We start from the raw sequence: 21,561 nt of genomic DNA on the forward strand, positions 1-21,561 counted from the left end.
TGGGCTCGGCCGGCCGTTTAAATCGGCATTTGAGCGGGCTGAGAGCTGCTCCCTCACGCGGCGTAGGCCTGAACGCAGAACGCCCGCTACAGGAGCGGGCGTTCTGGGCTTAAGTCAATTCCAAACGCTGGTCCGGAGCCGGTTTTAAAACGGCGGCGGACCGTCGTCGAAGTTGCTGCGCGGGAAAGGCTGGGCCGGGGGCGGCGAGTCGTTGTTGATGCGCGAACCCAGGCGGATGGTATTGGGCGCAAAGCCGGCCTGTTCGTCGTCGAAGGTGCTGCTGGGGAAAGCGCCAGGGTTGAAACCCGAGCCCCCATCGAAGCCACCTTCGCCATCGAGGTCGGCAAACTTGGTGAACTTGCCGATGAACTTGAGCTGCACGGTTTCCAGCGAGCCGTTCCGGTGCTTGGCAATAATCACCTCGCCCGTGCCCTGGGTGGGGTTGCCCATCTCGTCCTCCGTGATTTTGTAGTACTCGGGACGGTACAGGAAAATAACCATGTCGGCATCCTGCTCGATGGAGCCCGATTCGCGCAGGTCACTCAGCTGGGGCTTCTTGTCGCCGCCGCGGGTTTCTACGGAGCGCGAAAGCTGCGACAGCGCCAGCACGGGTACGTTCAGCTCCTTGGCAATGCCCTTGAGGGCTCGCGAGATGGAGGCAATTTCCTGTTCCCGGTTGCCCCCACCCTTGCCGTCGGTGTTGCCGGTCATCAGCTGCAGATAGTCGATGATAATCATCGAAATATCGTGGTGCGCTTTCAGGCGGCGGCACTTGGTGCGCAGCTCCCGGATGCTGAGGCCGGGCGTATCGTCGATGTAAATCGGGGCCGAAGAAAGGTTGGAAATCTTGTGGTTGAGCTGGGCCCACTCGTGGTCGGCGAGGTTGCCCTTCTTGATTTTCTCGGAATCCAGCTCCGCCTCCGCCGAAATCAGACGATTCACGAGCTGCAGCGACGACATTTCGAGCGAGAAGATAGCCACCGGCTTCTTGAACTCGACCGCCGCGTTGCGCATGGCCGACACTACGAAAGCCGTGTTGTGGGTCACGGTGCAGTCGGCGAGCAGAAACAGCCGGTTGCCGTCGATGCTGAAGCCGTAGTAGTCGTCCTGCTTGTCGAACTCCACCGAAATGCCGGTCATGCGCCAATCGACCACTGAGGCCCAGGGCTGGGCCTTTTTGCGGGTTACACGCACCGGCACCCGGCTGATGTCGCCGTAGATGCGGACCCGGTACACCTCACTCTCGTAACCAATGGCGCTGATGGTGGCCCGCTTCTTTTTCAGCGAAGTGCGGAAGCCCAGCGAATCGGCCAGAAACTTGATCTGACGGGCCAGCTGCTGGTTCTTCTGGGTTATTTCGTAGCCGTTGCTCACCGGGTCGAGGTGGCCATCGGAGTCGATAAGGCCGGCCAGCAGTTGCAGGCGGTTTTCGGTGCTGTTGCTCAGGTACTGCTGCGGAATGTGCTTGTTGCCGAGCACGCCGAGCTGGCGTAGGTTCAAAAACAATGCTGAACCGCCCTTCATCCGCTCTTTGGCAGTTATTCTGTAGTCAGGATGCTGCACCAGATTGGCATGGGCCGTTACGCGGCAGTTGAGTTGCTCAGCGTACTGATAAATGTACTCTACAACTTCGTCGTCCCGAGTGGTAATTAGGCTTGTATTTGAACACCCATCACCTAGCCATACGCCAAAAAAATAAGGGTCTACCGACACTTCCTGGGCCGCAAACTCCACGGGCACTTTGTAGCCCTTGTAGTTCGAGCGAAACTTGGGGCTTTTCTGCAGCCAGTCGCGCACTTCGATATTGAGCACGTCGCCGTGGCGGTGGGGGCCCTCGTTGCGGCTGCGCTTGAGCGAGAGGATGTGGCTTTCATTGACCCGGTAGGCCTCGCCCTTGTTCTGGCGCACCCAGTACATGTTTTCGCGGCCCCGGGCGATGTTCAGCACCCGGCGCGGGGTCGAGTCGTCGCCCATCAGCAGCTCGCCTTCGCGCACGTCCTCCACGTTGCGCAGCGTGCCATCAAACATGAGCACCTTGGTACCCTTGCCCAGACACTTACCCATGCCGGGCCGGGCCGCAATAATCACCAGGTCAGAGTTTTGCCAGCCGCTTGTCACTCTATCCAGGGCCGAGAAGCCGCTGGGCACGCCGGTGAGGCCGTCCTTCTGGTCCTTCTTTTCTTCGAGCTCCTTGATGGCCTTGCCCATCAGGCTGCGCATATCGTCGAAGTTCTTACGGATGTTCGACTCCGACACCTCGAACAGCGCCTGCTCGGTGGAGTCGAGCAGGTTGAACACGTCGGTGGTGTCCTCGAAAGCGTCGCGCTGGATGGTGCTGGCAATGTTGATGAGCTCCCGCTTGATGGCGTTTTCGGTGATGATGCGGGAGTGGTACTCGATGTTGGCCGCCGAGTTGACCTTGAACGTGAGCTGGGCCACGTAGTGGGTGCCGCCGGCCGCCTCCAGCTCGCCCATCTCGCGCAGCTCGTGCGTGACGGTGAGAATATCAATCGGCTCCGACTTGTCGAACAGGTTCAGGATGGCCTTGAAGATGCGCTGGTGGCCGTCTTTGTAGAAGCTTTGGGGCTTGAGAATATCGATAACGGTGGTCAGGGCATCCTTTTCGAGCATGAGGGCCCCGAGCACGGCCGCCTCCAGCTCCAGGGCCTGGGGCGGCAGCTTGCCGGCCGGACCGCCCGCCGGCAAGTGGGCCGGCCGGTTGTTCCAGGCAGCTTTAGCCCTTGAACCTGCTTGTTTGAGGCGGTCATCCATCCGGTCGTTCATCTAAAAAAATACACTACAAGGTAAGCAGACCGGACGAGTTTCACGACGGGTATTTTCGCGGCCGGTTGCCCGGCCCGGTGCTCCATTCGGCCAAAGGGCTACAAAGCTAACGGCTGGGCCTTACAATCCGGAAGGGAGGGGAAAGGTTTCTTTCGGGGAAACTGGGGTTGCATTCAGATGCTGTCATCCTGAGCGCAGCGAAGGACCTCATCCAGTATGGGCAATTCGTTCCTACTGGATAAGGTCCTTCGCTGCGCTCAGGATGACAGCATCTCAATTCGTTTGCCCCCCCCCCCCCCCCCCAACAACCCCAAACCGCTACCTTTGCCGCCCTCACTCCTGCTGCCTTATGACTTCTTCTGCTGCTCCCTCCTCGCTTCACCGTCTGCACCTGATTGCCACCGGCGGCAGCATCATGCACAACCTGGCGCTGGCCCTGCACCAGCGCGGGGCCCACGTAACGGGCTCCGACGACGAAATTTTTGAGCCCGCCAAAAGCCGGCTGGCGGCGGCCGGGCTGCTACCCGAAGCCGAGGGCTGGTTTCCGGAAAAAATTACGGCCGACCTCGACGCCGTGATTGTGGGCATGCACGCCCGGCCCGACAACCCCGAGCTGCTGCGGGCCCAGGAGCTGGGCCTGCGGGTGTACTCGTTTCCCGAGTTCATCTATGAGGCCTCGAAAGACAAGCAGCGCATCGTAATTGGCGGCTCGCACGGCAAAACCAGCATTACCTCGCTTATCCTGCACGTGCTGCGCTACCACGGTCGCAAGTTCGACTATGCGGTGGGCGCCCAGCTGGAAGGCTTCGAACTGATGGTGCAGCTCACCGACGACGCGCCCATTATCATTATCGAGGGCGACGAGTACCTGGCCTCGCCCATCGACCGGCGGCCCAAGTTTCACCTCTATCAGCACCATATCGGCGTTATTTCGGGCATCAGCTGGGACCATATCAATGTGTTTGCTACCGAGGAAATCTACCGCGAGCAGTTCAAAATCTTCGCGGAAATGACGCCCAAGGCCGGGGTGCTGATTTATGACCGCGACGACGAGCAGACCCAGCTGGTAACCGTGCCTACCAGCCCCGATGTGAAGTACATCGGCTACGGACCCCACGAAAACGTGGTGCGCGACGGCCAGACGTTTCTGGTGACGAAAAAGGATGAGCAGGTGCCGGTGAAGATATTCGGGGAGCATAACCTGCGCAATATTTCGGCGGCCAAGGAAGTGTGCAAGCAGCTGGGCATCAAGGGCAAGGAGTTTTACGAGGCGCTGGGCTCGTTTAAGGGTGCGGCGCGGCGGCTGGAGCTGGTGCGCGAGGGCACCGACTCAGTGGTGTACAAGGACTTTGCCCACGCCCCGAGCAAGCTAAAAGCGACGGCCACGGCGTTCAAAAAGCAGTTCCCGGAGCGGCGGCTGGTGGCCTGCCTGGAGCTGCACACCTTCAGCTCGCTCAACCCCGATTTCCTGCCCCAGTACGCCCACACGTTTGACGCGCCCGATGTGGCCGTGGTGTACTTCAACCCGGCCGTGCTAGCCCACAAGCGGCTGCCGGCCCTGCCGCCCGAAGCCGTGCAGGCTGCCTTCCAGCGCCCCGACCTGCGCGTGTTCACCGACAGCCGCGCACTGGCCGACTTTCTGCACGCCCAGAACTGGACCGCGACCAACCTGCTGATGATGTCGTCGGGCACCTTCGACGGGCTGGATCTGGTTCAGCTGGCCGAGGAAGTCGTACGGTAGAGCCACTTGGCTCCGCATTTCAACAAAAAAAGCGCCGGCCACTCGAGGCCGGCGCTTTTTTGGCATCCGCAATAAACGGAATACTGATTACTTAGCCAGGGGCAGCACTACTGCGTCGATGACGTGGGTGACGCCGTTGCTCGAAATTACGTCGGCTACCTGTACGGTGGCGGGGGCATCTTTGCCGTTACCGACCATTACCACGCCGTCCTTCACCATTACTTTCAGCTTCTCACCGTTCACGGTGGTCAGCTCCTGGCCATCCTTCAGATCCTGGGCTACCAGGCGACCGGGGATGACGTGGTACGTGAGCACCGCCGCGAGCTTGTCCTTGCTTTCGGGCTTGAGCAGGCCAGCCAGGGCGCCGTTGGGCAGCTTATCGAAGGCGGCGTTGGTGGGGGCGAATACCGTGAACGGGCCGGGGCCGCTGAGCGTGCCGTCGAGGCCGGCGGCCTGCACGGCTTTCACGAGCGTGCTCACGCTGGAGGCCATTACGGCGTTCTGCACAATGGTATTGCTGGGCAGCATGGCTACGCCGTCTACCATTACGCCCTCGGGCTTGCCCATGCGCGCGTCGTCGGCCATCATGGCGGTCGAGTCGACGGTAGTCGGAGTCATGGAGTCGATGCTGGCATCGGCTTTTTCGGTGTTGCTGTCGCCGCAGCTGGTGAGGCCAAGGCTGAGGGAACCGGCTGCCAACAGGGCCAGCGTAGAGGAGCGCAGAAGCTTGTGCATAAAGGGAGAAAAGGGGAGAATTGGAGTGGGCGCCACCACCCGGTGGCGTTACCGGACCTACGAACCATTAGCGTACCCGGATGTTTGGCTGGTTGCTAAATTCTTACCTTTGGCTGCCGTGCGCAACCCACGCCGGCCGGGGGCGTAAGGGCCCCTGAAGCTTTTCGCTCACCCACTTTCCTATTTCACATTTCCACAACCAACACCATGAAAACTGCCGAAATCCATACCAGTAAGGGCGTTATGAAGGTTGAGTTCTACGAGCAGGATGCTCCGAAAACCGTTAAAAACTTCACCGACCTGGCCGAAAAAGGCTTCTACGACGGCCTCAAGTTTCACCGCGTCATTCCCAACTTCGTGATCCAGGGCGGCTGCCCCAACTCGCGCGATGGGGCCAAAGGCAGCCCCGGCACCGGCGGCCCGGGTTACAAAATCGACTGTGAGCTCAATGGCGACCACCAGTACCACGAGCGCGGCGCCCTCAGCATGGCCCACGCCGGCCGCAACACCGGCGGCTCGCAGTTCTTCATCGTCCACTCGCGCGACAACACCGCCCACCTCGACCGTAACCACACGGTGTTCGGTAAAGTGGTGGAGGGCCTCGACATCATCGAGCAGATAAAAGCCGACGACGAAATCCAGAAGATTGTGGTGAGCGAGCAGGCGTAAATTTTCTGCTGGCTCTTCCCATTTGGCCCCCACTGGTTTCGGCTGGTGGGGGCTTTTTGTTGACCTTAAGAGCCCTCTCCTGAACAACTCCTCCGTAGGCCCCCGCGTAAGACTACTTATAGTGGCGCTTTCCAGGCGCCGCGCCTCACTCTCCTTCTTATGAAAAAGTCCAACACTTCCCGCCTGTTCCTGTCGCTTACGTTTGGTACGGCCCTGCTGCTGAGTAGTGGCTGCGCCGCCTTCAAGTCCGACATGGATTCGAGCAACCCCGTTATTGCCGCCCAGGCCCAGCGCATCAGCGACCTGCGCAACCAGATCAGCGACCAGGACCGCCTGGTGGAAACCGAAAAAGCCAAGCTCAAATCACTCGAGTACCAGCTCAAGAGCGCCCAGCAGGAGCTCAAGGCCCGCAAGATGTAGCTCTTGCTGACTTTGCTTTAAAACCAATAAAACGCCCCGCGCACCAATTGGTACGCGGGGCGTTTTTGTTAGTCCTAATCTGGCATTTCTTCTGGAAGTGCTGGTCGAACGCGACTCAGCCATCTTTCCTCACTGGCACCAATTCGGCGAAAACCTTGCCGGGCCTCATTTAAGCTGGGCGAGTTAGCCCCACCATCCATATCAGGCAGGTCGAACTGAACACCATCATCCTCCCACCAACAGACGGAGCAGATATCAAACGTATTACTCCTGCCCTCACCCAGCGTGAAATAGCTACAGCAGGGACATTGGTAATTACCGAAACGGTTTACAGCATACATCTGGTCTACCGACGGCGGCCGCGCTGGGGCTTTTCGTCTTCGTCGTCCTCATCCTCGTCGTCCTCGTCGCCTTCACCGAAGGAGGGCATCGTGAACATGCTGCTGAGCAGGTCCTTGAACTGGGCACCTGCCGTGAGGCGGTTGCGCGAAATCAGGCTGTACTCGCTCAGGCCGTGCAGCAGGAACTCCATGAGGAAGTAGGTAGCCTCGGCGTCCTCGTTGGGGTGCAACTCGGTTACAATGTCGCGCAGGCCGGGCACTTGGTCGAGGGCGGTGTGGTAGTCTTTCGTGCTCAGGTCGTGGAGCAGGTCTACGGTGTGGCCGGCGCCAAACCACTCCTGCACCGTTTTGTAGGGCGAGGGGCGGCCTTTGAGCTTCTTGGCTTTATCGGGGTCGGGGAAGTAGTTGAGGAAGAGCGTGCGGATGGCCTTGCCCATGAGCTTTTCGGCCACGATGCCCGCGCCCTCCTGCTCGCCCTCGTACACCAGCTCCACTTTGCCCGTTACGGCCGGCACGGCGGTAATAAAGTCGCTCACGCGCACATAAGTGTTCTTTTCGCCGTTCACCAGCGCCCGGCGCTCGGCCCCGGCCACCACCTGCTCGAAAGCCGAGATGGTCAGGCGGGCCGACACGCCGCTCTTGGCATCGACAAACTCCGAGCCCCGGGCCTCAATGGCTACTTGTTCCACCAGATCGGCCACGATGTCATTCAGCGTGACCATGCCCCGCTGGGCCGGCTTGATGCGGGCTTCCTGCTGGGTGATGCGCTTGCCGATTTCGATGGATTTCGGATAGTGGGTGATGATCTGGGCGTCGATGCGGTCCTTGAGGGGCGTCACGATAGAACCGCGGTTGGTGTAGTCCTCGGGGTTGGCCGTGAACACGAACTGCAGGTCCAGCGGCAGGCGCACCTTGAAACCGCGAATCTGAATATCGCCTTCCTGCAGGATGTTAAACAGCGACACCTGAATGCGGGCCTGCAAGTCGGGCAGCTCGTTGATAACGAAAATACCCCGGTGGGCCCGCGGAATCAGGCCAAAGTGAATCACGCGCTCATCGGAGTACGGCAGCTTGAGCGTGGCGGCCTTGATGGGGTCGGCGTCGCCGATCAGGTCGGCCACCGATACGTCGGGCGTGGCCAGCTTCTCGGTGTAGCGGTCGGCGCGGGGCAGCCAGGCCACGGGCGTGTCGTCGCCGTGCTCGGCCAGCAGGTTTTTGGCGAACACGCTCAGCGGCTGCAACGGGTCGTCGTTGAGCTCCGAGCCTGCCACTACTGGCACGTATTCATCGAGCAAACCGATAAGCAGGCGGGCAATGCGGGTTTTAGCCTGGCCGCGCAAGCCAAGCAAGTTGATGTGGTGGCCGGCCAGGATGGCGCGCTGCAGCTCCGGAATCACGGTTTCTTCGTAGCCGAAGATGCCGGGAAACACGTCTTCGCCGCTTTGCAGCTTTTTGATGAGGTTGTCGCGCAGCTCCGTTTTCACGGAGCGGGGCTGGTAACCGGATTTTTTGAGGTCTTTGAGGGTGGTTATTTGCTGGAGTTGGTCAGCGGAAAGCGAATCGTAAGCGGGCATATATCGGAAAGTAGTGGGATGTGTGGGGTTGAAAATTTACTGTCATCCTGAGCTTGCGAAGGACCTTATCACGATTGAAGGAAATGTTCGAACGTGATAAGGTCCTTCAAGCGTGATAAGGTCCTTCGCAAGCTCAGGATGACAGACGGGCGGGGCCGTTCAGCGGATTACAGGCTCTTGCGGCGGTTTTTCTTGTAGTCCTCGAAAATCAGGTGGCCCAGGCCCTTGAGGCTGGAGTAGTACGCCTTGCCCTGGTTGACTTCGGTGAACTCCTCCACGAAGCGCTTCAAATACGGGTCGTCGGCAATCATGAAGGTGGTGATGGGCACTTTGAGGCGGCGGGCGGCGGCGGCCAGGTTTAGGGTTTTGTTGATGACTTTGCGGTCGAGCCCGAACGAGTTTTTGTAGTAGCCACCCGCTTCTTTCAGGCAGGTAGGCTTGCCGTCGGTAATCATGAAAATCTGTTTGTTGCTCGTTTTGCGCTTGCGCAGCAGGTCCAGGGCCAGCTCCAAGCCGGCCACCGTGTTGGTGTGGTAGGGGCCCACCTGCAGGTAGGGCAGCTCCTTCACCTCAATCTGCCAAGCATCATTGCCGAACACGATTACGTCGAGAAAATCCTTGGGGTACTTCTGCTTCACGAGCTCGGCCAGGGCCATGGCCACCTTTTTGGCGGGCGTGATGCGGTCTTCGCCATACAGAATCATCGAGTGCGAGATGTCAATCATGAGCACCGTGCTGGTCTGGGTCTTGTGCTCGTTTTCGCGCACCTCCAAGTCGCCCTCGGTCAGCATAAAGTCGTCGCCGCTGCCAATGCCGTGGTTGAGCTGGGCATTGCGGATGCTCTCGGTCATCGAAATCTGGTCGAGCGAGTCGCCGAAGCGGAATTCACGCATATCGGTGCTCTGCTCGTCGCCCTGGCCAGTGTGGGGCGTGCGGTGGTTGCCGGGGCCCGATTTCTTGAGCTTACCGAAGATTTCCTCCAGCGCCGACTTGCGGATTTTCTGCTCGCTCTTGGCCGTAATCTCAAACGAGCCGGGCTCCTGGGCATTTTCGTCGATGTAGCCCTTTTTCTTGAGGTCTTCGATGAAGTTGCCCATACCGTAGCCGTCGTCGGTCAGGCCGTACTGCTTGTCGAGCTCATTAAGCCAGGAAAGCGCCTCGCCCACATCGCCGCTGGTGATGGTAACGAGCTGCATGAATATTTTGAACAGGGAGTCGAAGCCCTTATCGGTCGTTTCTTCGGGCACATAATCCCGGAATCGGAAGCCTGCGGACATAGGATAGTAGTAGGGAGAAGCGGCGGCAAAACTTAGCCGCACTAGGCCCAACACGGCCCGGCGGCGGAATGTTTCTTGGGGTGTACTGTAGCCAAGAATCCCAGGGCTAAAGCCTTGGGCTAATCAGCGTTTCAGTTGTTGCGCTGCGTAGCCCAGGGCTTTAGCCCTGGGGCACTGGGCCGGCCTATGCCCGCCGACGCAGCCAAGCCCTCACCAGCGCCGTGCGGGCCGCTTTCAGCTGACGCACGGGCCAGGGCAGCTGGTTGAGGGTAATACTTAGAAACGGGGTTTTCACTGAGCCGAAGCTGGCATAGAACCTATCGAGGCTGGGTACCTGGGGCGACTCGAAATCGAAGCGTAGCGGCTGGCCGGCATAGCGTTGCAGCAGCGCATCCACAAGCACCGAAATAGCCCGTTGCTGCTTGCCCAGCCGGCTGGAACTGTTGAACAGGTAGATCAGCTGGCCGTTGAATTTCCACAGCAGCACGGCCGCCACCACCTCGCCGGCCGGCGTGCGGGCCTGCCACAGCTCGGCCATGCCGCGCTGCCGGGCGGCGGCATACAGGGCGCGCAGCAGCGGATATTCGTAGGCCTCGCCCAACAGGCCCGCGATGTTGGCGGCCGTGTTTTCGGCAAACAGCCGAATCAGCGTTTCCAGCGCCTCGGGCCCGTCTGCCGCCTCTACCCGCAGGCCGTGGGACCGGGCCTGGCGCAGCTGTCGGCGCCGACTGGCGTGGTAGCCGGCCGCCAGCTGTGGATAGGCAGGCTGCAGATCTATATAATAGGTGTGGCGGGTAGCCACTCCAAAGTCTGCCAGCGCCGGCACATCGGCCGCCAGCAGCCCGGTGTTGGCGGTGTTGGTGGTGTTGGCGGTGTTGGCGGTGTTAAAGGAATACTGGGTAATGAAGCGAAACCTACGCCGTAGCAGCTTGCTTATTTGCTGTAAGTCGGCGGGCGTGGGTGGCTCGCGGCTAAACAGGCCCAGCTGCTGCGTAAATACAGGCTGGCGCAGGAAGCGGAACCCGAATTTCGAGCGTACCGGCAGTGGCAGGCCGGCTATGTAGCGGCCCTGCGCATCGTACTTCACCAGCGCAGCCCAGCCCGGCGCCACCCTATCGAGATACCAGCTGAGCGCGTAGACCAGGCCGTTGGGGTCGGCGGTAATCAGGGCATCCCATTGGGCACGGTCAAGGTTTTCGGGGCCGATGTAGCGGAACATAGACTATCGGAGCATAGCGGAAGACGTAGGTTTTAGCGGCGGCCAAACATCCGGCAAAGATGCACGTTTAGCAATATCGGCACGGCGGCTCAGTCCCGGTAGCCGCTGCCTCACTTATCCATCCGTAATCTACGCCCATGAAAGCCATCTGGAATGATACCGTTATTGCCGAGAGCAACGACACTGTAGTAGTGGAAAACAACCATTACTTCCCCGCCGAATCTCTCAAACGGGAATATTTTGAAGACAGCATTGCCCACACCAGCTGCCCCTGGAAAGGCCGGGCCAGCTATTACTCGCTACGCGTGAATGGCGAGTTGAACAAAGATGCTTCCTGGTTCTATCCCGAGCCCAAAGAGGCAGCCAACCACATCCGGGGCCGCGTGGCCTTCTGGAAGGGGGTCCGGGTAGAATCCTAGGCTGCCGCCATAGTCCCGGACAGGTATTGATCCGGACAGTTTGGTTTACCAAGCTTACAGGCAATCAAAAAAATACAACTCAATCTTCGTACATTGCGTTAAATTGGTCTAAATCCTCTCCCGGATTGCTTCTTAACTCCGGCTGTTACCGGGGCCATTACTGCATCTTCCCTAACTTTTTACCTATGCGCATTTCCTCCTTTTCCTGCTTGCTGCTGGCAGCTGGCGTTGCTTCTACCGCCCTATCGGCCTGCGATTCTACGCGTCAGGTAGCCACTACCGAGTCGTCGTCGAGCCCGCTACCCTCCACGCCTGCCATCGATGAGGGTGATGTTACCTTCAACCAAGAGGTAACTCAGGGTGAGTACCGCTTTGAGGTGAAAACCTTCGGTTCGGACGATTCGCGCGTTATCAGCATCCGCTCTTACCGTGGCTCCTCCTTGACGACTGATCCTATCCGCACTTCGGTAATGGGCGCCGTGACGAGCGTGCTGGCCGGCGACATGAATGGCAACGGCAAGCCTGAGTTGTACGTGATGACCGACAACAAAAAAGCAAACGGTGGCCTCTACGGCTTCGAGTTTACTGACCGGGGCTACTCCCCCATCACAATGCCCGGCACGCCTATCGGGCAGGCCGGCATGGGCTATATGGGTCAGGACACTTACCAGATCAGCGGTAGCAAGCTCGTACGCAGCTTCCCCATTACTCCCGCCGACGGCACTGCTTCTACCGGTAACCGCACCGTTGAGTACACCCTCGACGGCTCCGGCAAGCTGGTTATGGGTCAGTCGATGGACCGCTAGAGCGTAAAGCCTAAAAGCATATACAAAATGCCCCGCCGTAATTACGGCGGGGCATTTTACGTTTCCGTTGGCCTTCAAGCTCCTTTAGCTGAGTCCTGGTTCTTTAAAAAAATTAAAACCTGAAACCGCTAGTCAATCCATTTGAATTTGTATTCGAGCTTAGGCACGGGCATACGGTCGGCAACGCGGCGCAGGCGGTTGGGTAGGGCCACCACGTAGTCGCGGGCTTTTTCGGCGGCGGGCGTCAGGTCGCGGAGCTGTTCGATTTTCCAGTCGGTGATGAGCGTATCGAGGATTTCGGTGTAGTCGTGGCTCGTGTACACGCCCAAGCGCTGGGCGGCATCGGTAAAGTGGCCGAAGGTTTTACCCATATCGACCCCTAACTCTCGCATGTAATGCGCGGGCATCACTATTTTCTTGCGCATCATGTCCTCGAAGGCCAGCATCATTTCGGATGGGTCGGATTCGAAAATTTTCTCTACGAACGTTTTGTACACCCGGGCGTGGCGGTTCTCGTCGCCGGCAATCATGCCGCAGATTTTTGACAGCTGCTCGTCGCCGGCGGTGCGCGCCAACTGGCCCACGCGGCGGTGCGAGATATTGGTGGCCATTTCCTGGTACGACGTGTACACGAACGCCCGGTAAGGGTCGTGGGCCGTTCCCAGGTCGAAACCGTCGTTAATCAGGTACTGGGTACTGATTTCGAACTCGCGCATGTTCACGCGGCCCGAGAGGTAGAGGTAGCGGTTGAGCAGGTCGCCGTGGCGGTTCTCCTCGGCCGTCCAGCCCCGAATCCACTGGGCCCAACCATTGTCCCGGTTGCGGTTCAGATCTTCGAGTTCGTGAAACCAGGCTTCATAGTTGGGCAATGCTTCCTCGGTGATGGTGTCGCCGATGAGTACAGCCAGCAGGTCGTAGCTCAGGCCCTGGGCCCGCTCGCGCAACAGCTTTACTTCATCGAAAAAATCATCCTGGCGCGAGTCGGGCAGAAAATCCGAAGGCTGCCAGTTGGTTTCTACAGGCTTGAGGAATGTATCGATATTTTCCTTCAGAAAGCCCTCCATTTGTTGGAGCACTTCGCTACGGGTGGCAACTGAGGCGGTGATCATGGGGATGGGGGTCGAGAGAGTGCAGTAAAAGGCTAAAGATATATACTTACTACACCTGCGCTGCTAAATACCTCCCTTTCTGGCTATACAAAATTATGGCGTTGGGACAGTCTGCAAGCTATTAAATACTGGTTTATAGGCCCTTATTCCTGTTGCCAGCAGTGGGCCGGGTACCGGCGCCAGCCGGCAGCCGGTGTCGGCGGCCATCAACTGGGCATTGAGCACCCGGGCTCCGCCAGGGGTGAGCACCCAAGCCACATCGGGCTGCCGCGCCAACCGGAGCAAGGCCGGAACGAAGGCACGGGTGCCGGTGAGGAAAGCCAGCAACCGGGGTTGGGCGGGGCTATAGGTAGGCCAGCCGGCAAGTGGTAGTATGCGGTGCGGGCCGGCCGGCCAGGGTGCGGGGGCAAAGGGTGAGTTTGACTTGTAGGTGGCCGCAAGGCCATCGGTGACCAGCACGTTGCTGCCCCCGGCCACGGCCAGCAGCCGGCGCTGCTGCTGCTCGTTGGTAGCCTGCTCCTGGGCCAACATCTGGCGGCGGTGGGCAGTTTTGTAGGCGTAGGCGGCAGTGGCCAGCAGCAGCGCCAGCCCCGCCACGCGCGCGGGGCCGGCAGCCAGCGGCCAGCGCGGCAGCAGGCCCTGGCGCACCACAAAAACCAGGTTGGCCAGCACCCAGAAATCGAGCAGCGGCAGGGCGGCGCGGGGCGGCAGCTTCAGCAGCGTGCCCAGCCCCAGCAACAGCCCCACAAAACCCAACTGCACGACCCAGAACAGCCGCTGACCAGCGGGCCGGCCCCGAACCACCGCCAGCGCCGACAGCCCCAGCAGCAGCAGCAGCGGAAAATAGTCGCGCCCCAGCCCCAGCAGGGTGCGGCCGAGCTTGGCCGGGGCCGTGTGGCGCAGGTATTCGGCCGGCCGAATCTGCACCAGCCGCTCGAAAAACGCTTCGCTGGTGAGGGTAGAGTCGGAGTACATCCAGCGGCGGGCGGCGGCCAGGGCCAAGCGGTCGGTGGGAGCCGTAAGGCGGCGGGCGGCGGGTGCGGTACTCAGGCGGTAGTCGTTGAAAAAGGCCACTTGCGTATCGAAGCGGCGGTAGGCGGCAACGTTTTCACCTTGGCCTACCACCAGCGCCAACGCCCCTACTACCAGCAGTTGGCCGGCCAGCACGCCCAGCGTCGGCCGGCCGCCCAGCCACCAGGCGGCGGGCGCGGCGGCCAGCAGCCCCAGCAGCGCCCCGCCGGGCCGGATGCCGGCGGCGGCCCCCACCAGCAGCAGCCCCGGCACCACCACCCGCCAGCCCCGCCCCGAGTAGCGGGCCGCAGTATAAAGCAGCGCGGCCCCGGCCAGCAGCAGCGGCACGCGGGAGTAATTGAACCAGAAACCGTGCTCCAGCCAGCCCAGCCCGAACAGCAGCCCCAGCACCAAAGCCCGCGCTACCGGCCGCAGATGGGGTTGCAGCAACTGGTTGAGTACTGCGACTACCAGCACAGTCGCCGCGTAGAGCAGCCCGTAAAGCGTCAGGCCGTACCAGGGCACCAGCGGCCAGGCGGCGTACAATCGGGTCCAGAGGGCCGCGTAGCCGTGGAAATACAAGTACAGATCGGACTGCGGGTTGGCGGCCGTGGCCCCGCGCACCAGCCCCAGAATGGCCAGGTCGTCGTTGGTTTCAAAATACGTGCCCAGCAGCCCGCCACTGAGCAGCAGCAGCCCCAGAGGCAGCAACAGAATCCAGAGCCGACGACGCATAGGCCGCAAGGTAGCGGTGAATGAGGGAATGACGTTCTCACCGAGCCACTCATTCCCTCGTTCACCGCTACCTTGCGGCAGTGAACCGATTGTCTGACTCTCTGCCCCGCTGGACGCTGCTGTTCGTCGTGCTTTTCACCGGGACCTATTTCCTGCTGACCCACGAAGGCATATACGGCGTAGACGATTACTACTATGCCCGCCACGCCTACCAGCTGCTGCACGGCACCCTGCAGCTGGGCCCCGATCCGCAGGAGTTGCTGCACGACCCACTGCACGAGCGGTGGCTGATTTTTGGGCCGGTGGCGGGGTTCTTCGCGCTGTTTGGGGTCAACATCATCAGTGCCACGCTCTGGCCACTGCTGGCCACGCTGGGCTGCGCGGGGCTGATTTACGTGCTATATGGCCGCCGCGAGCCGGTGGCCGCCGCTGCGGCCATGCTGCTACTGGGGCTGCACTACTTCACGCTCAACCTGAGCAACTACCTCTACCCCGATAACATCCTCATGTTCTGGTGCCTGGCCGGGGCGGCGGCGCTGCTGCGGGGCCGCGAGCCGGGCCGCCGGGCCGGGTGGTGGGGCCTGGGCTTTGCGCTGCTCAGCTTCGCGGCCCTGCTTAGCAAGGAAACCATTGCCTACTACCTGCCTTTCTACCTGGTCGTGCTGGCCCTCGATGCGGTGCGGCGGCGGCACGGCCGGTTCTGGGCCGTGGCACTGGGCGCGGGGGCGCTGCTGCTGGCGGCGTACGGGGCGTTCTACTACGCCGTTACCGATGATGCGCTGTACCGGGTGCACTTGATTGAGCAAACCAACATGTTTTTGAGTGAGGGCAACTACCTCGCCGGCAACCGCGCGGCGCTATTGGGCCGCATCACGTGGCAGCCGCTGGGCTTTTTTGCCGGTATTGGGCTGGGGCTGATGCTCACGCTGGCCGCCGCCGCCCTGGGCCGACCAGCCGGCACTCCGGCCCCAGGTGAGGATACCAATGAAGCACCCGACCGGCGGTTCTGGCTGGCACTAGCAGCCAGCACGCTGGCTTTCTATTGGTTGGGTAGTACCTCTCTCAGCAGCTACAACCCCATCACCCTGCTGCCGCGCATGACTACGCCATTGCTGCCGCCGCTGGCCCTGGCCGCCGGCTTCGGCCTGCAGCGGCTGGTGCGGCAGGCTGGCTTGCGGGCCCTTGTGGTGGGCTTGCTGCTGCTGCTGCTCACCGCCTGGCTGCGCACGGCGGTGGCCGTAGCCTACTTGCTGCCGGGGCTGGCGCTGCTGGCCGTGGGGCTAAGCCGCTGGCTGCCGCGCTGGCCCACGGCGCTACGAGCTGGCCGGCCCGCACTGGCGGCCGTGGTGGTGGCGGTGCTGGCGCTGGCGCTGGCCGTGCGCCCGGCGTACTTTATGCGCAAGCCGCCGGTTTCGGCGCACGCGGCACAGGTACGGGTGCTGCGGCAGCAGCTGGCCGGGCCGACGGTGCGGGGCACGGTGCTGGTTGATGATTTCCTGTTCCCCAACTACGATTTCAGCTACGGTTTCCAGGTACCCAAAGGCCTGCGCTTCCGCCGCTACTTTGCCCGCGACTCCATCCGCATCAGCCCCGCGCAACCCGCCTGGCTGCTGCTCAACCGCGCCACATTAGCCAACGACGAGCTCACCCGCAAACTCATCCGCTACTCGCCCGACTCGGTGCTCAGCTGGTATCCTAATCGACGGCTGGTAGCGCAGGACGGGCTGGTAGAGCTGTATGAGGTGAAATCAGTGAATAGTGAATAGTGAATAACGGCTATTGGGGTTCATTATTAACTATTCACTATTCACCATTAACTGATTTCATCCCAGCACCTTAAACGCCAGCCAATCAACCGGCCTGACGGCGCCTAACTCGCCCAGCAACTGATACAGTTCGCGGGCCTCGGGGCGGCTGCGGTGGCGCAGGGCCTGACGCAGCTCCCAGCGCACGCGCACGACCAGCGCGGCCCGCTCGGCGGGGGTGCGGCACAGCGCCAGGGCCTTGCGGCACACTATGATAGTGGAGGCCAGGTGCGGGTCGTGGCGACGGTAGCTTTTGGCCGATTTGGAGCGCGGGTGCAGGTGTTTCTGGGTGCTTACGATGTCGAGGAACTGAAACTCCCAGTCGCGGCTGGCACGCACCCAGAAATCGAAATCCTCGTAGCTCAGGGTTTCGTCGTAGCCGCCCAGGGCATCGAGCGTAGCCCGGCGCATGAGCATGGTGGGCGTGCTGATGAAGTAGCGTTCCAGCACATCGGCAAACACCAGGCCCGAGGCGGGGCGCGGGTGCAGGCCGCGGGCGTCGCGGCGGTAGTAGTGGCGCACAAACCGGCCCGATTCGTCGAGCAGCTCGGCATCGGTGTACACCACGCCGCAGCGCGGGCCGGCCTGCTCGAAGGCTGCCACCTGCCGGGCAATGCGCTCGGGCAGCAGCACGTCGTCGGTAGCAAAATCAATCACGAACTCGCCCCGGCTCAAGGCCAGCCCCCGATTGAAGGCGCGGCAGTTATTCAGGTTTTGGGGCAGTAGCAACAGCTGCCAGCCGGGGTTTTGGGCGGCGTAGCGCCGCAGAATATCGGCGCTGCCATCAGTGCTGGCGTCGTCCACCAGCACCACCTCCAGGTGCGGGTACGTCTGCGCCAGAATCGAATCCAGGGCCGCCTCCAGAAACCGGGCGTGGTTGTAGCACAGGGCAATAATAGTGACGAGGGGCATTTGTTTAGTGCTTAGTTGATAGGGCTTTGGGCTTAGGCCGTTTCTTTGCTTTGCGATTGGCAGCGCTTTGCTTTTAGAATCCAGTGTCAAGTACAGCAAGACCTAAGCACCAAACACTATCAACTATCCACTAAGAAAATACTTCCCGCCGAAAATACCACAGACTCCAGAGTAGCAGCAGGGCATAGTCGGCGGCTTGGGCCCAGGGGGCGGCCAGCAGGCCCAGGCGGGGCAGCAGCAGCACCAGCAGCAAGGCGTAAGCAGCCGTCGAAACGGCTTGGAACACCACGTAGCGGCCCACCTGGGCGCGGGCCGTGAGCAGAAACAGTAGCGTCCAAGTTAGGAATTTCAGCCAGTCGGCCAGCAACTGGGGTCCGAGCAGGTAGCCGGCGGCGGCGAAGCGCGGCTCGAACAGCAGCGGCAGCAGCCAGGCGCGCGTCAGCCACAGCAGTGCTAGGCCCAGGGCCAGCGCCGGAGCCAGCACCAGCAGCACCAGCCGTACAAAGCGGCCCTGCGCGGCGGGCGCGCCGCCCAGCGCCGCCAGCCGCGGGTAGTACACGGTACCCAGCACCGACGATACCACCATGCCGTAGTTGTCGGAGAGCTTGGCTACGGCCTGCCACAAATCGGTGGCTTCCAGCCCGAACCGCTGCACCAGCACCTCGCGCAGCACAAAGCTGACGGCCTTGGTAAACAGCAGCGTACTCAGGGCCATCAGCAGAAACCTGCCCAGCCCCCGTAGCGCCGCCCGGCTCAGGCGCCCACGCAGCCGGGGCAGCAGCCCGGCCCGGCTGGCCACTACGGCGGCGGGCAGCAGCAGCAGCCCCTGGGCCAACAGGTAGGCCAGCAGCGCCTGGGGCACCGGGCCGCCGCGCAGCAGCACGGCCGCCACGGCCAGCGGCCCGGCAATGCTCAGCCCCACCGTCAGCCACACGTAGTCGCGGAGGCGGCCGGCGGCCAGCAGCACGGCCACCGCCAGGGCGTAACCCATCAGCAGCAGCAGCCCCAGGCCCAGCAGCACCTTTTGGCCCGGCCCCAGCCGCAGCACCCCTACCAACGGACCAGGCAGCACCAGCGCCAGCAGGGCCAGCGCACCGGCCAGCAAATTCAGCAGCAGCGCGGCCCCCAGCCAGGCCCGGTAGCGCCCCGAACCGGGCCGCAAGGGAGCCAGATACTTCACCGCGCCCACGTGCGTGCCGTCGTTGGGCAGCGTAGTGAACAGGGCCATCAGGTTCTGGAAGTGCGCCAGCAGCGTGAGCCCGCCCGGCCCGCCGTACACGGCCAGCAGCTTATTGAGCACCAGCGCCCCCGCCGTGCGGGCCGCCACCGCCACTCCCGAGCCCGCCGCCCCGCGCACAAAGCGCCCGATAACAACGCGGCGGGATTCAGTCATTTTTTTGGTGATTTTGGTGATTAAGGATTAAGGATTAGGAAAAGAACGTCATGCTGAGCGAAGGCGCAGCCGTAGTCGAAGCATCTCTACCGCAGTGCCAACCCTAATTGGTCGCAACGAAGCGGTAGAGATGCTTCGACTCCGCTCCGCTGCGCTCAGCATGACCGTTCTTTTCATCCCTTCACCCACCACCTCCCAGCTCCTTGCTGAACGTCAGCTTCAACCCTGAAACAGCCCCCAGATGCCGCTTGAAGCGTAGCAGCGCCTCATCGACGCCGGTGGGCAGGGCGGAGATGCCCAGGTCGAGCAGGCGCATGCCGCTGGCCCGGCCGAAGGCGTGCAGGCCGGCGTTCAGCAGCACCATGGGGCTGAGGTGGTTATAGGCCAGTGGGCTGGCGGGCAGGAAGTGGTAGAGCACGTCGGGGCGCACCTCAATCACCACCGACACGGCCGCCCACCCGCCGGCCGCGTCGCGCACTGAAAACAGCAGCACCTGCCGCGGTAGGGCCCGAAACAGCGCCTGCAGCTGCTCCAGACTCATATTGAGCGGCTTGCCTTTTTCCTGGCGGCTGCGCGAAATCAGCTCATAGGCCAGTGGCAGCAGCAGCGGCGGCTCCTGCTCGAAGTGCAGGCCGTGGCGCGCGCATTTGCGCAGCCGCCGCCGCTCCGAAGGGTGCAGGTGGGCCTCGTAGTCGCGGCTCAGGGGCAGGTAGCTGTTGAGTTCGACGGGGCCGATATGGTAGCCCAGCCGGCCGAGTACGCTGGTCAGGCGGGCGCTGGCGGCGGGCTCGTAGGCAAAAGCCGGGGGGCGCAGCACTAACTGGCGCACGCCCCGCGCCCGCAGATGGGTTTCCACGGTTTCCAGAAAGGCCTGCAACACGCTTTCGGGCAGGTGGGAGGCGGTTTGCACGGCGCCGAAGGGCGCCCGGCCGGGGCTGCGGGCCACGTGGCCATCGGCGCTCAGGTACACGGCCAATTGCGCGACGGTGTACGCGTCGTCTTCCAGAAAGAAGTGCAGCACCTCACCATCAGGCCACTGCTGCAGGGCCTGGTGGGCGGGCCGCAGGTATAGCCAGGGCACGTAGGCCGGGGGCCGCACCGGCTCGGGCGCCGGCCCTGGTAGCAGCCGCAGCCCGTAGCCCGCCCCAACCGGAGCAGGCAAAGGCAGCAGGTGAGCAGCGGCGACGGAAGTAGGCAGCAAAGGCAAGGATAAAACCGGAATCAGGAGGCGAAAGTACGATGATTTGCGCCGGACCGGGACCGAGGGCCGACGCACTTTCCCGGCAAAATCCCGTAAACTGTTCCCGTTCTGTTTTTCCGCCTCCCCTATGACGCCGCCCCCCGCCCCGCCTGCCCCCCCCGCTTCGCCCCTGCCCGCCGCGCCGCCCCTGGCCGCCCGGCCCGACGAGGACGAGGATGACCACCAGCTTTCCGCCGCCGATTTGGTGGAGCTGGAAGAGGCCCGGCGGCTGCGCGAGGAGCGCATCGGCCAGCGCCCCGGCACGCTCACCATCCCCCCCGACGCGCTGCCCCCGCGCCTGCTGCTGACTACCTACGACGAGGAGTTTTTCCACGAGCAGGAGTACGCCGGCTACGACGAGCTACGGGCGTTTTTCCGGCAGCATCCGGATAAAAAGCACTGGCTCGATGTGCGCGGCTACAACGACCTGGACCTGATAGAGCGGCTGCAGCAGGATTTCAACATTCATCCGCTGCAGATGGAGGACGTGCTCAGCGACTACCAGCGGGCCAAGGTCGAGGAGACCGACGACGGCCTGTTTCTGGTGTCGCGCATGACCGAGTTCACCCGCCTTTTCAACATAGAAGACGACCAGCTCTCCATCTTCACCGGGCCCAACTACGTGCTCACCTTCCAGGACGACTACGACGACTGCCTGGAGCCCGTGCGGCTGCGGCTGCGCACGGGCCGCAGCAGCCTGCGCCGCCGCCCGCCGCTGTACCTGGCCTACGCCCTCACCGACGTGGTGCTCGACCACTACTACCCCACCATGGCGGCTATCGGCGACTATCTCGAAACGCTGGAGGAGCGCATTTTTCAGGGCCGCTCCGACCGCCGGGTGCTCGCCCGCATCCTGCACGTAAAAAAGGATATCGTGCGCTTCCGCCGCCTGGTGTACCCCGAGCGCGAGAAAATTGCCGAGCTCCTGCGCATGCCCGACGACGAGGTGCCCGAGGAAATCAAGGTGTTCTTCAAGGACTGCTACGACCACGCCATTCAGGCCCTGGATCTGGCCGAGAGCTACCGCGAAACCGTGAGCAGCCTTATCGATTTGTACATGTCGGACCAGAGCAACCGGGCCAACGAGGTGATGAAAGTACTGACCATTATCAGCAGCATTTTCATTCCCCTGAGCTTCATCGTAGGCCTCTACGGCATGAATTTCCAGCGCGAAGGCCCCAACGGCCGCGTCAACGTGCTCAATATGCCCGAGCTCTACAGCCCCTGGGGCTACCCGATACTGCTGGCTTTTCTGGCGCTCATCGTCGTCTTCCAGCTCGTGTATTTCTACCGCAAAGGCTGGCTGACGAACAAGTGATTAGTGGTTAGTGATTAGTGATTAGTGAAGGAACGTCATTCTGAGCGCAGCGA

18 protein-coding genes are annotated in these 21,561 nt (G+C 61.9%); 7 read left to right on the forward strand and 11 right to left on the reverse strand.

What is annotated here, in order from left to right:
* Window positions 1-144 precede the first annotated feature (144 nt).
* Window positions 145-2,784 carry a replicative DNA helicase gene (dnaB, locus tag BLW21_RS02360; RefSeq protein ID WP_092737479.1) on the reverse strand — a complete coding sequence of 880 codons (2,640 nt, stop codon included), beginning with the start codon at window positions 2,782-2,784 and terminating at the stop codon, window positions 145-147.
* Window positions 2,785-3,133: 349 nt separating this feature from the next.
* Between dnaB and BLW21_RS02365 the strand changes: the two genes are divergently transcribed.
* Window positions 3,134-4,525: a UDP-N-acetylmuramate--L-alanine ligase gene (locus tag BLW21_RS02365; RefSeq protein ID WP_092737482.1), complete on the forward strand. Its 1,392-nt coding sequence runs from the start codon at window positions 3,134-3,136 to the stop codon at window positions 4,523-4,525.
* A gap of 87 nt (window positions 4,526-4,612) precedes the next feature.
* On the opposite strand, the gene BLW21_RS02370 is transcribed toward BLW21_RS02365, so the two are convergent.
* Window positions 4,613-5,260: a fasciclin domain-containing protein gene (locus BLW21_RS02370; protein WP_092737484.1), complete on the reverse strand. Its 648-nt coding sequence runs from the start codon at window positions 5,258-5,260 to the stop codon at window positions 4,613-4,615.
* Window positions 5,261-5,467: 207 nt separating this feature from the next.
* Here BLW21_RS02370 and BLW21_RS02375 point away from each other — a divergent pair, with 207 nt between their 5' ends.
* Complete coding sequence (locus tag BLW21_RS02375; RefSeq protein ID WP_092737486.1) at window positions 5,468-5,929, forward strand: peptidylprolyl isomerase; 462 nt, start codon at window positions 5,468-5,470, stop codon at window positions 5,927-5,929.
* Window positions 5,930-6,088: 159 nt separating this feature from the next.
* Window positions 6,089-6,349: a hypothetical protein gene (locus BLW21_RS02380; protein ID WP_092737488.1), complete on the forward strand. Its 261-nt coding sequence runs from the start codon at window positions 6,089-6,091 to the stop codon at window positions 6,347-6,349.
* Window positions 6,350-6,423: 74 nt separating this feature from the next.
* Here BLW21_RS02380 and BLW21_RS02385 read toward each other — a convergent pair whose 3' ends face one another.
* The 4 genes from BLW21_RS02385 to BLW21_RS02400 form a co-directional block, all read right to left on the reverse strand.
* A complete protein-coding gene (locus tag BLW21_RS02385; RefSeq protein ID WP_092737490.1) occupies window positions 6,424-6,690 on the reverse strand; it encodes a CPCC family cysteine-rich protein in 267 nt (88 codons plus the stop codon).
* A gap of 5 nt (window positions 6,691-6,695) precedes the next feature.
* Window positions 6,696-8,264, reverse strand: coding sequence for a sigma 54-interacting transcriptional regulator (locus BLW21_RS02390; protein ID WP_092737492.1), 1,569 nt, complete (start codon window positions 8,262-8,264; stop codon window positions 6,696-6,698).
* Window positions 8,265-8,431: 167 nt separating this feature from the next.
* Window positions 8,432-9,541 carry a vWA domain-containing protein gene (locus tag BLW21_RS02395; RefSeq protein ID WP_092737495.1) on the reverse strand — a complete coding sequence of 370 codons (1,110 nt, stop codon included), beginning with the start codon at window positions 9,539-9,541 and terminating at the stop codon, window positions 8,432-8,434.
* A 184-nt stretch (window positions 9,542-9,725) separates the two neighbouring features.
* Window positions 9,726-10,760 carry a GNAT family N-acetyltransferase gene (locus tag BLW21_RS02400; protein ID WP_092737497.1) on the reverse strand — a complete coding sequence of 345 codons (1,035 nt, stop codon included), beginning with the start codon at window positions 10,758-10,760 and terminating at the stop codon, window positions 9,726-9,728.
* A 137-nt stretch (window positions 10,761-10,897) separates the two neighbouring features.
* On the opposite strand from BLW21_RS02400, the gene BLW21_RS02405 reads away from it, so the two are divergent.
* Window positions 10,898-11,179 carry a DUF427 domain-containing protein gene (locus BLW21_RS02405; protein WP_092737499.1) on the forward strand — a complete coding sequence of 94 codons (282 nt, stop codon included), beginning with the start codon at window positions 10,898-10,900 and terminating at the stop codon, window positions 11,177-11,179.
* A 185-nt stretch (window positions 11,180-11,364) separates the two neighbouring features.
* Window positions 11,365-11,985, forward strand: a complete 621-nt coding sequence (locus BLW21_RS02410) for a hypothetical protein (protein ID WP_092737501.1) — start codon at window positions 11,365-11,367, stop codon at window positions 11,983-11,985.
* A 128-nt stretch (window positions 11,986-12,113) separates the two neighbouring features.
* Here the strand turns inward: BLW21_RS02410 and BLW21_RS02415 are convergent, their stop codons facing one another.
* Window positions 12,114-13,094: an acyl-ACP desaturase gene (locus BLW21_RS02415; protein WP_092737503.1), complete on the reverse strand. Its 981-nt coding sequence runs from the start codon at window positions 13,092-13,094 to the stop codon at window positions 12,114-12,116.
* Between the two features lie 93 nt (window positions 13,095-13,187).
* Window positions 13,188-14,840, reverse strand: a complete 1,653-nt coding sequence (locus tag BLW21_RS02420) for a hypothetical protein (RefSeq protein ID WP_139255055.1) — start codon at window positions 14,838-14,840, stop codon at window positions 13,188-13,190.
* Window positions 14,841-14,929: 89 nt separating this feature from the next.
* Here BLW21_RS02420 and BLW21_RS02425 point away from each other — a divergent pair, with 89 nt between their 5' ends.
* On the forward strand, window positions 14,930-16,606 hold the full coding sequence (locus BLW21_RS02425) for an ArnT family glycosyltransferase (RefSeq protein WP_175470825.1): 1,677 nt from the start codon (window positions 14,930-14,932) through the stop codon (window positions 16,604-16,606).
* Between the two features lie 57 nt (window positions 16,607-16,663).
* Here BLW21_RS02425 and BLW21_RS02430 read toward each other — a convergent pair whose 3' ends face one another.
* From BLW21_RS02430 to BLW21_RS02440, 3 genes are all read right to left on the reverse strand, one after another.
* A complete protein-coding gene (locus BLW21_RS02430; RefSeq protein ID WP_092737509.1) occupies window positions 16,664-17,557 on the reverse strand; it encodes a glycosyltransferase in 894 nt (297 codons plus the stop codon).
* A 130-nt stretch (window positions 17,558-17,687) separates the two neighbouring features.
* Entirely contained in the window at window positions 17,688-18,950 is a 1,263-nt protein-coding gene (locus BLW21_RS02435; RefSeq protein WP_092737511.1) for an MATE family efflux transporter, read from the reverse strand.
* Window positions 18,951-19,131: 181 nt separating this feature from the next.
* Complete coding sequence (locus tag BLW21_RS02440; RefSeq protein WP_092737513.1) at window positions 19,132-20,151, reverse strand: GNAT family N-acetyltransferase; 1,020 nt, start codon at window positions 20,149-20,151, stop codon at window positions 19,132-19,134.
* Window positions 20,152-20,278: 127 nt separating this feature from the next.
* On the opposite strand from BLW21_RS02440, the gene corA reads away from it, so the two are divergent.
* Window positions 20,279-21,508: a magnesium/cobalt transporter CorA gene (gene corA / locus BLW21_RS02445; RefSeq protein ID WP_092737515.1), complete on the forward strand. Its 1,230-nt coding sequence runs from the start codon at window positions 20,279-20,281 to the stop codon at window positions 21,506-21,508.
* The last annotated feature ends 53 nt before the right edge of the window (window positions 21,509-21,561 follow it).

Source organism: Hymenobacter psychrophilus, from assembly GCF_900107135.1.
Lineage (GTDB): Bacteria > Bacteroidota > Bacteroidia > Cytophagales > Hymenobacteraceae > Hymenobacter > Hymenobacter psychrophilus.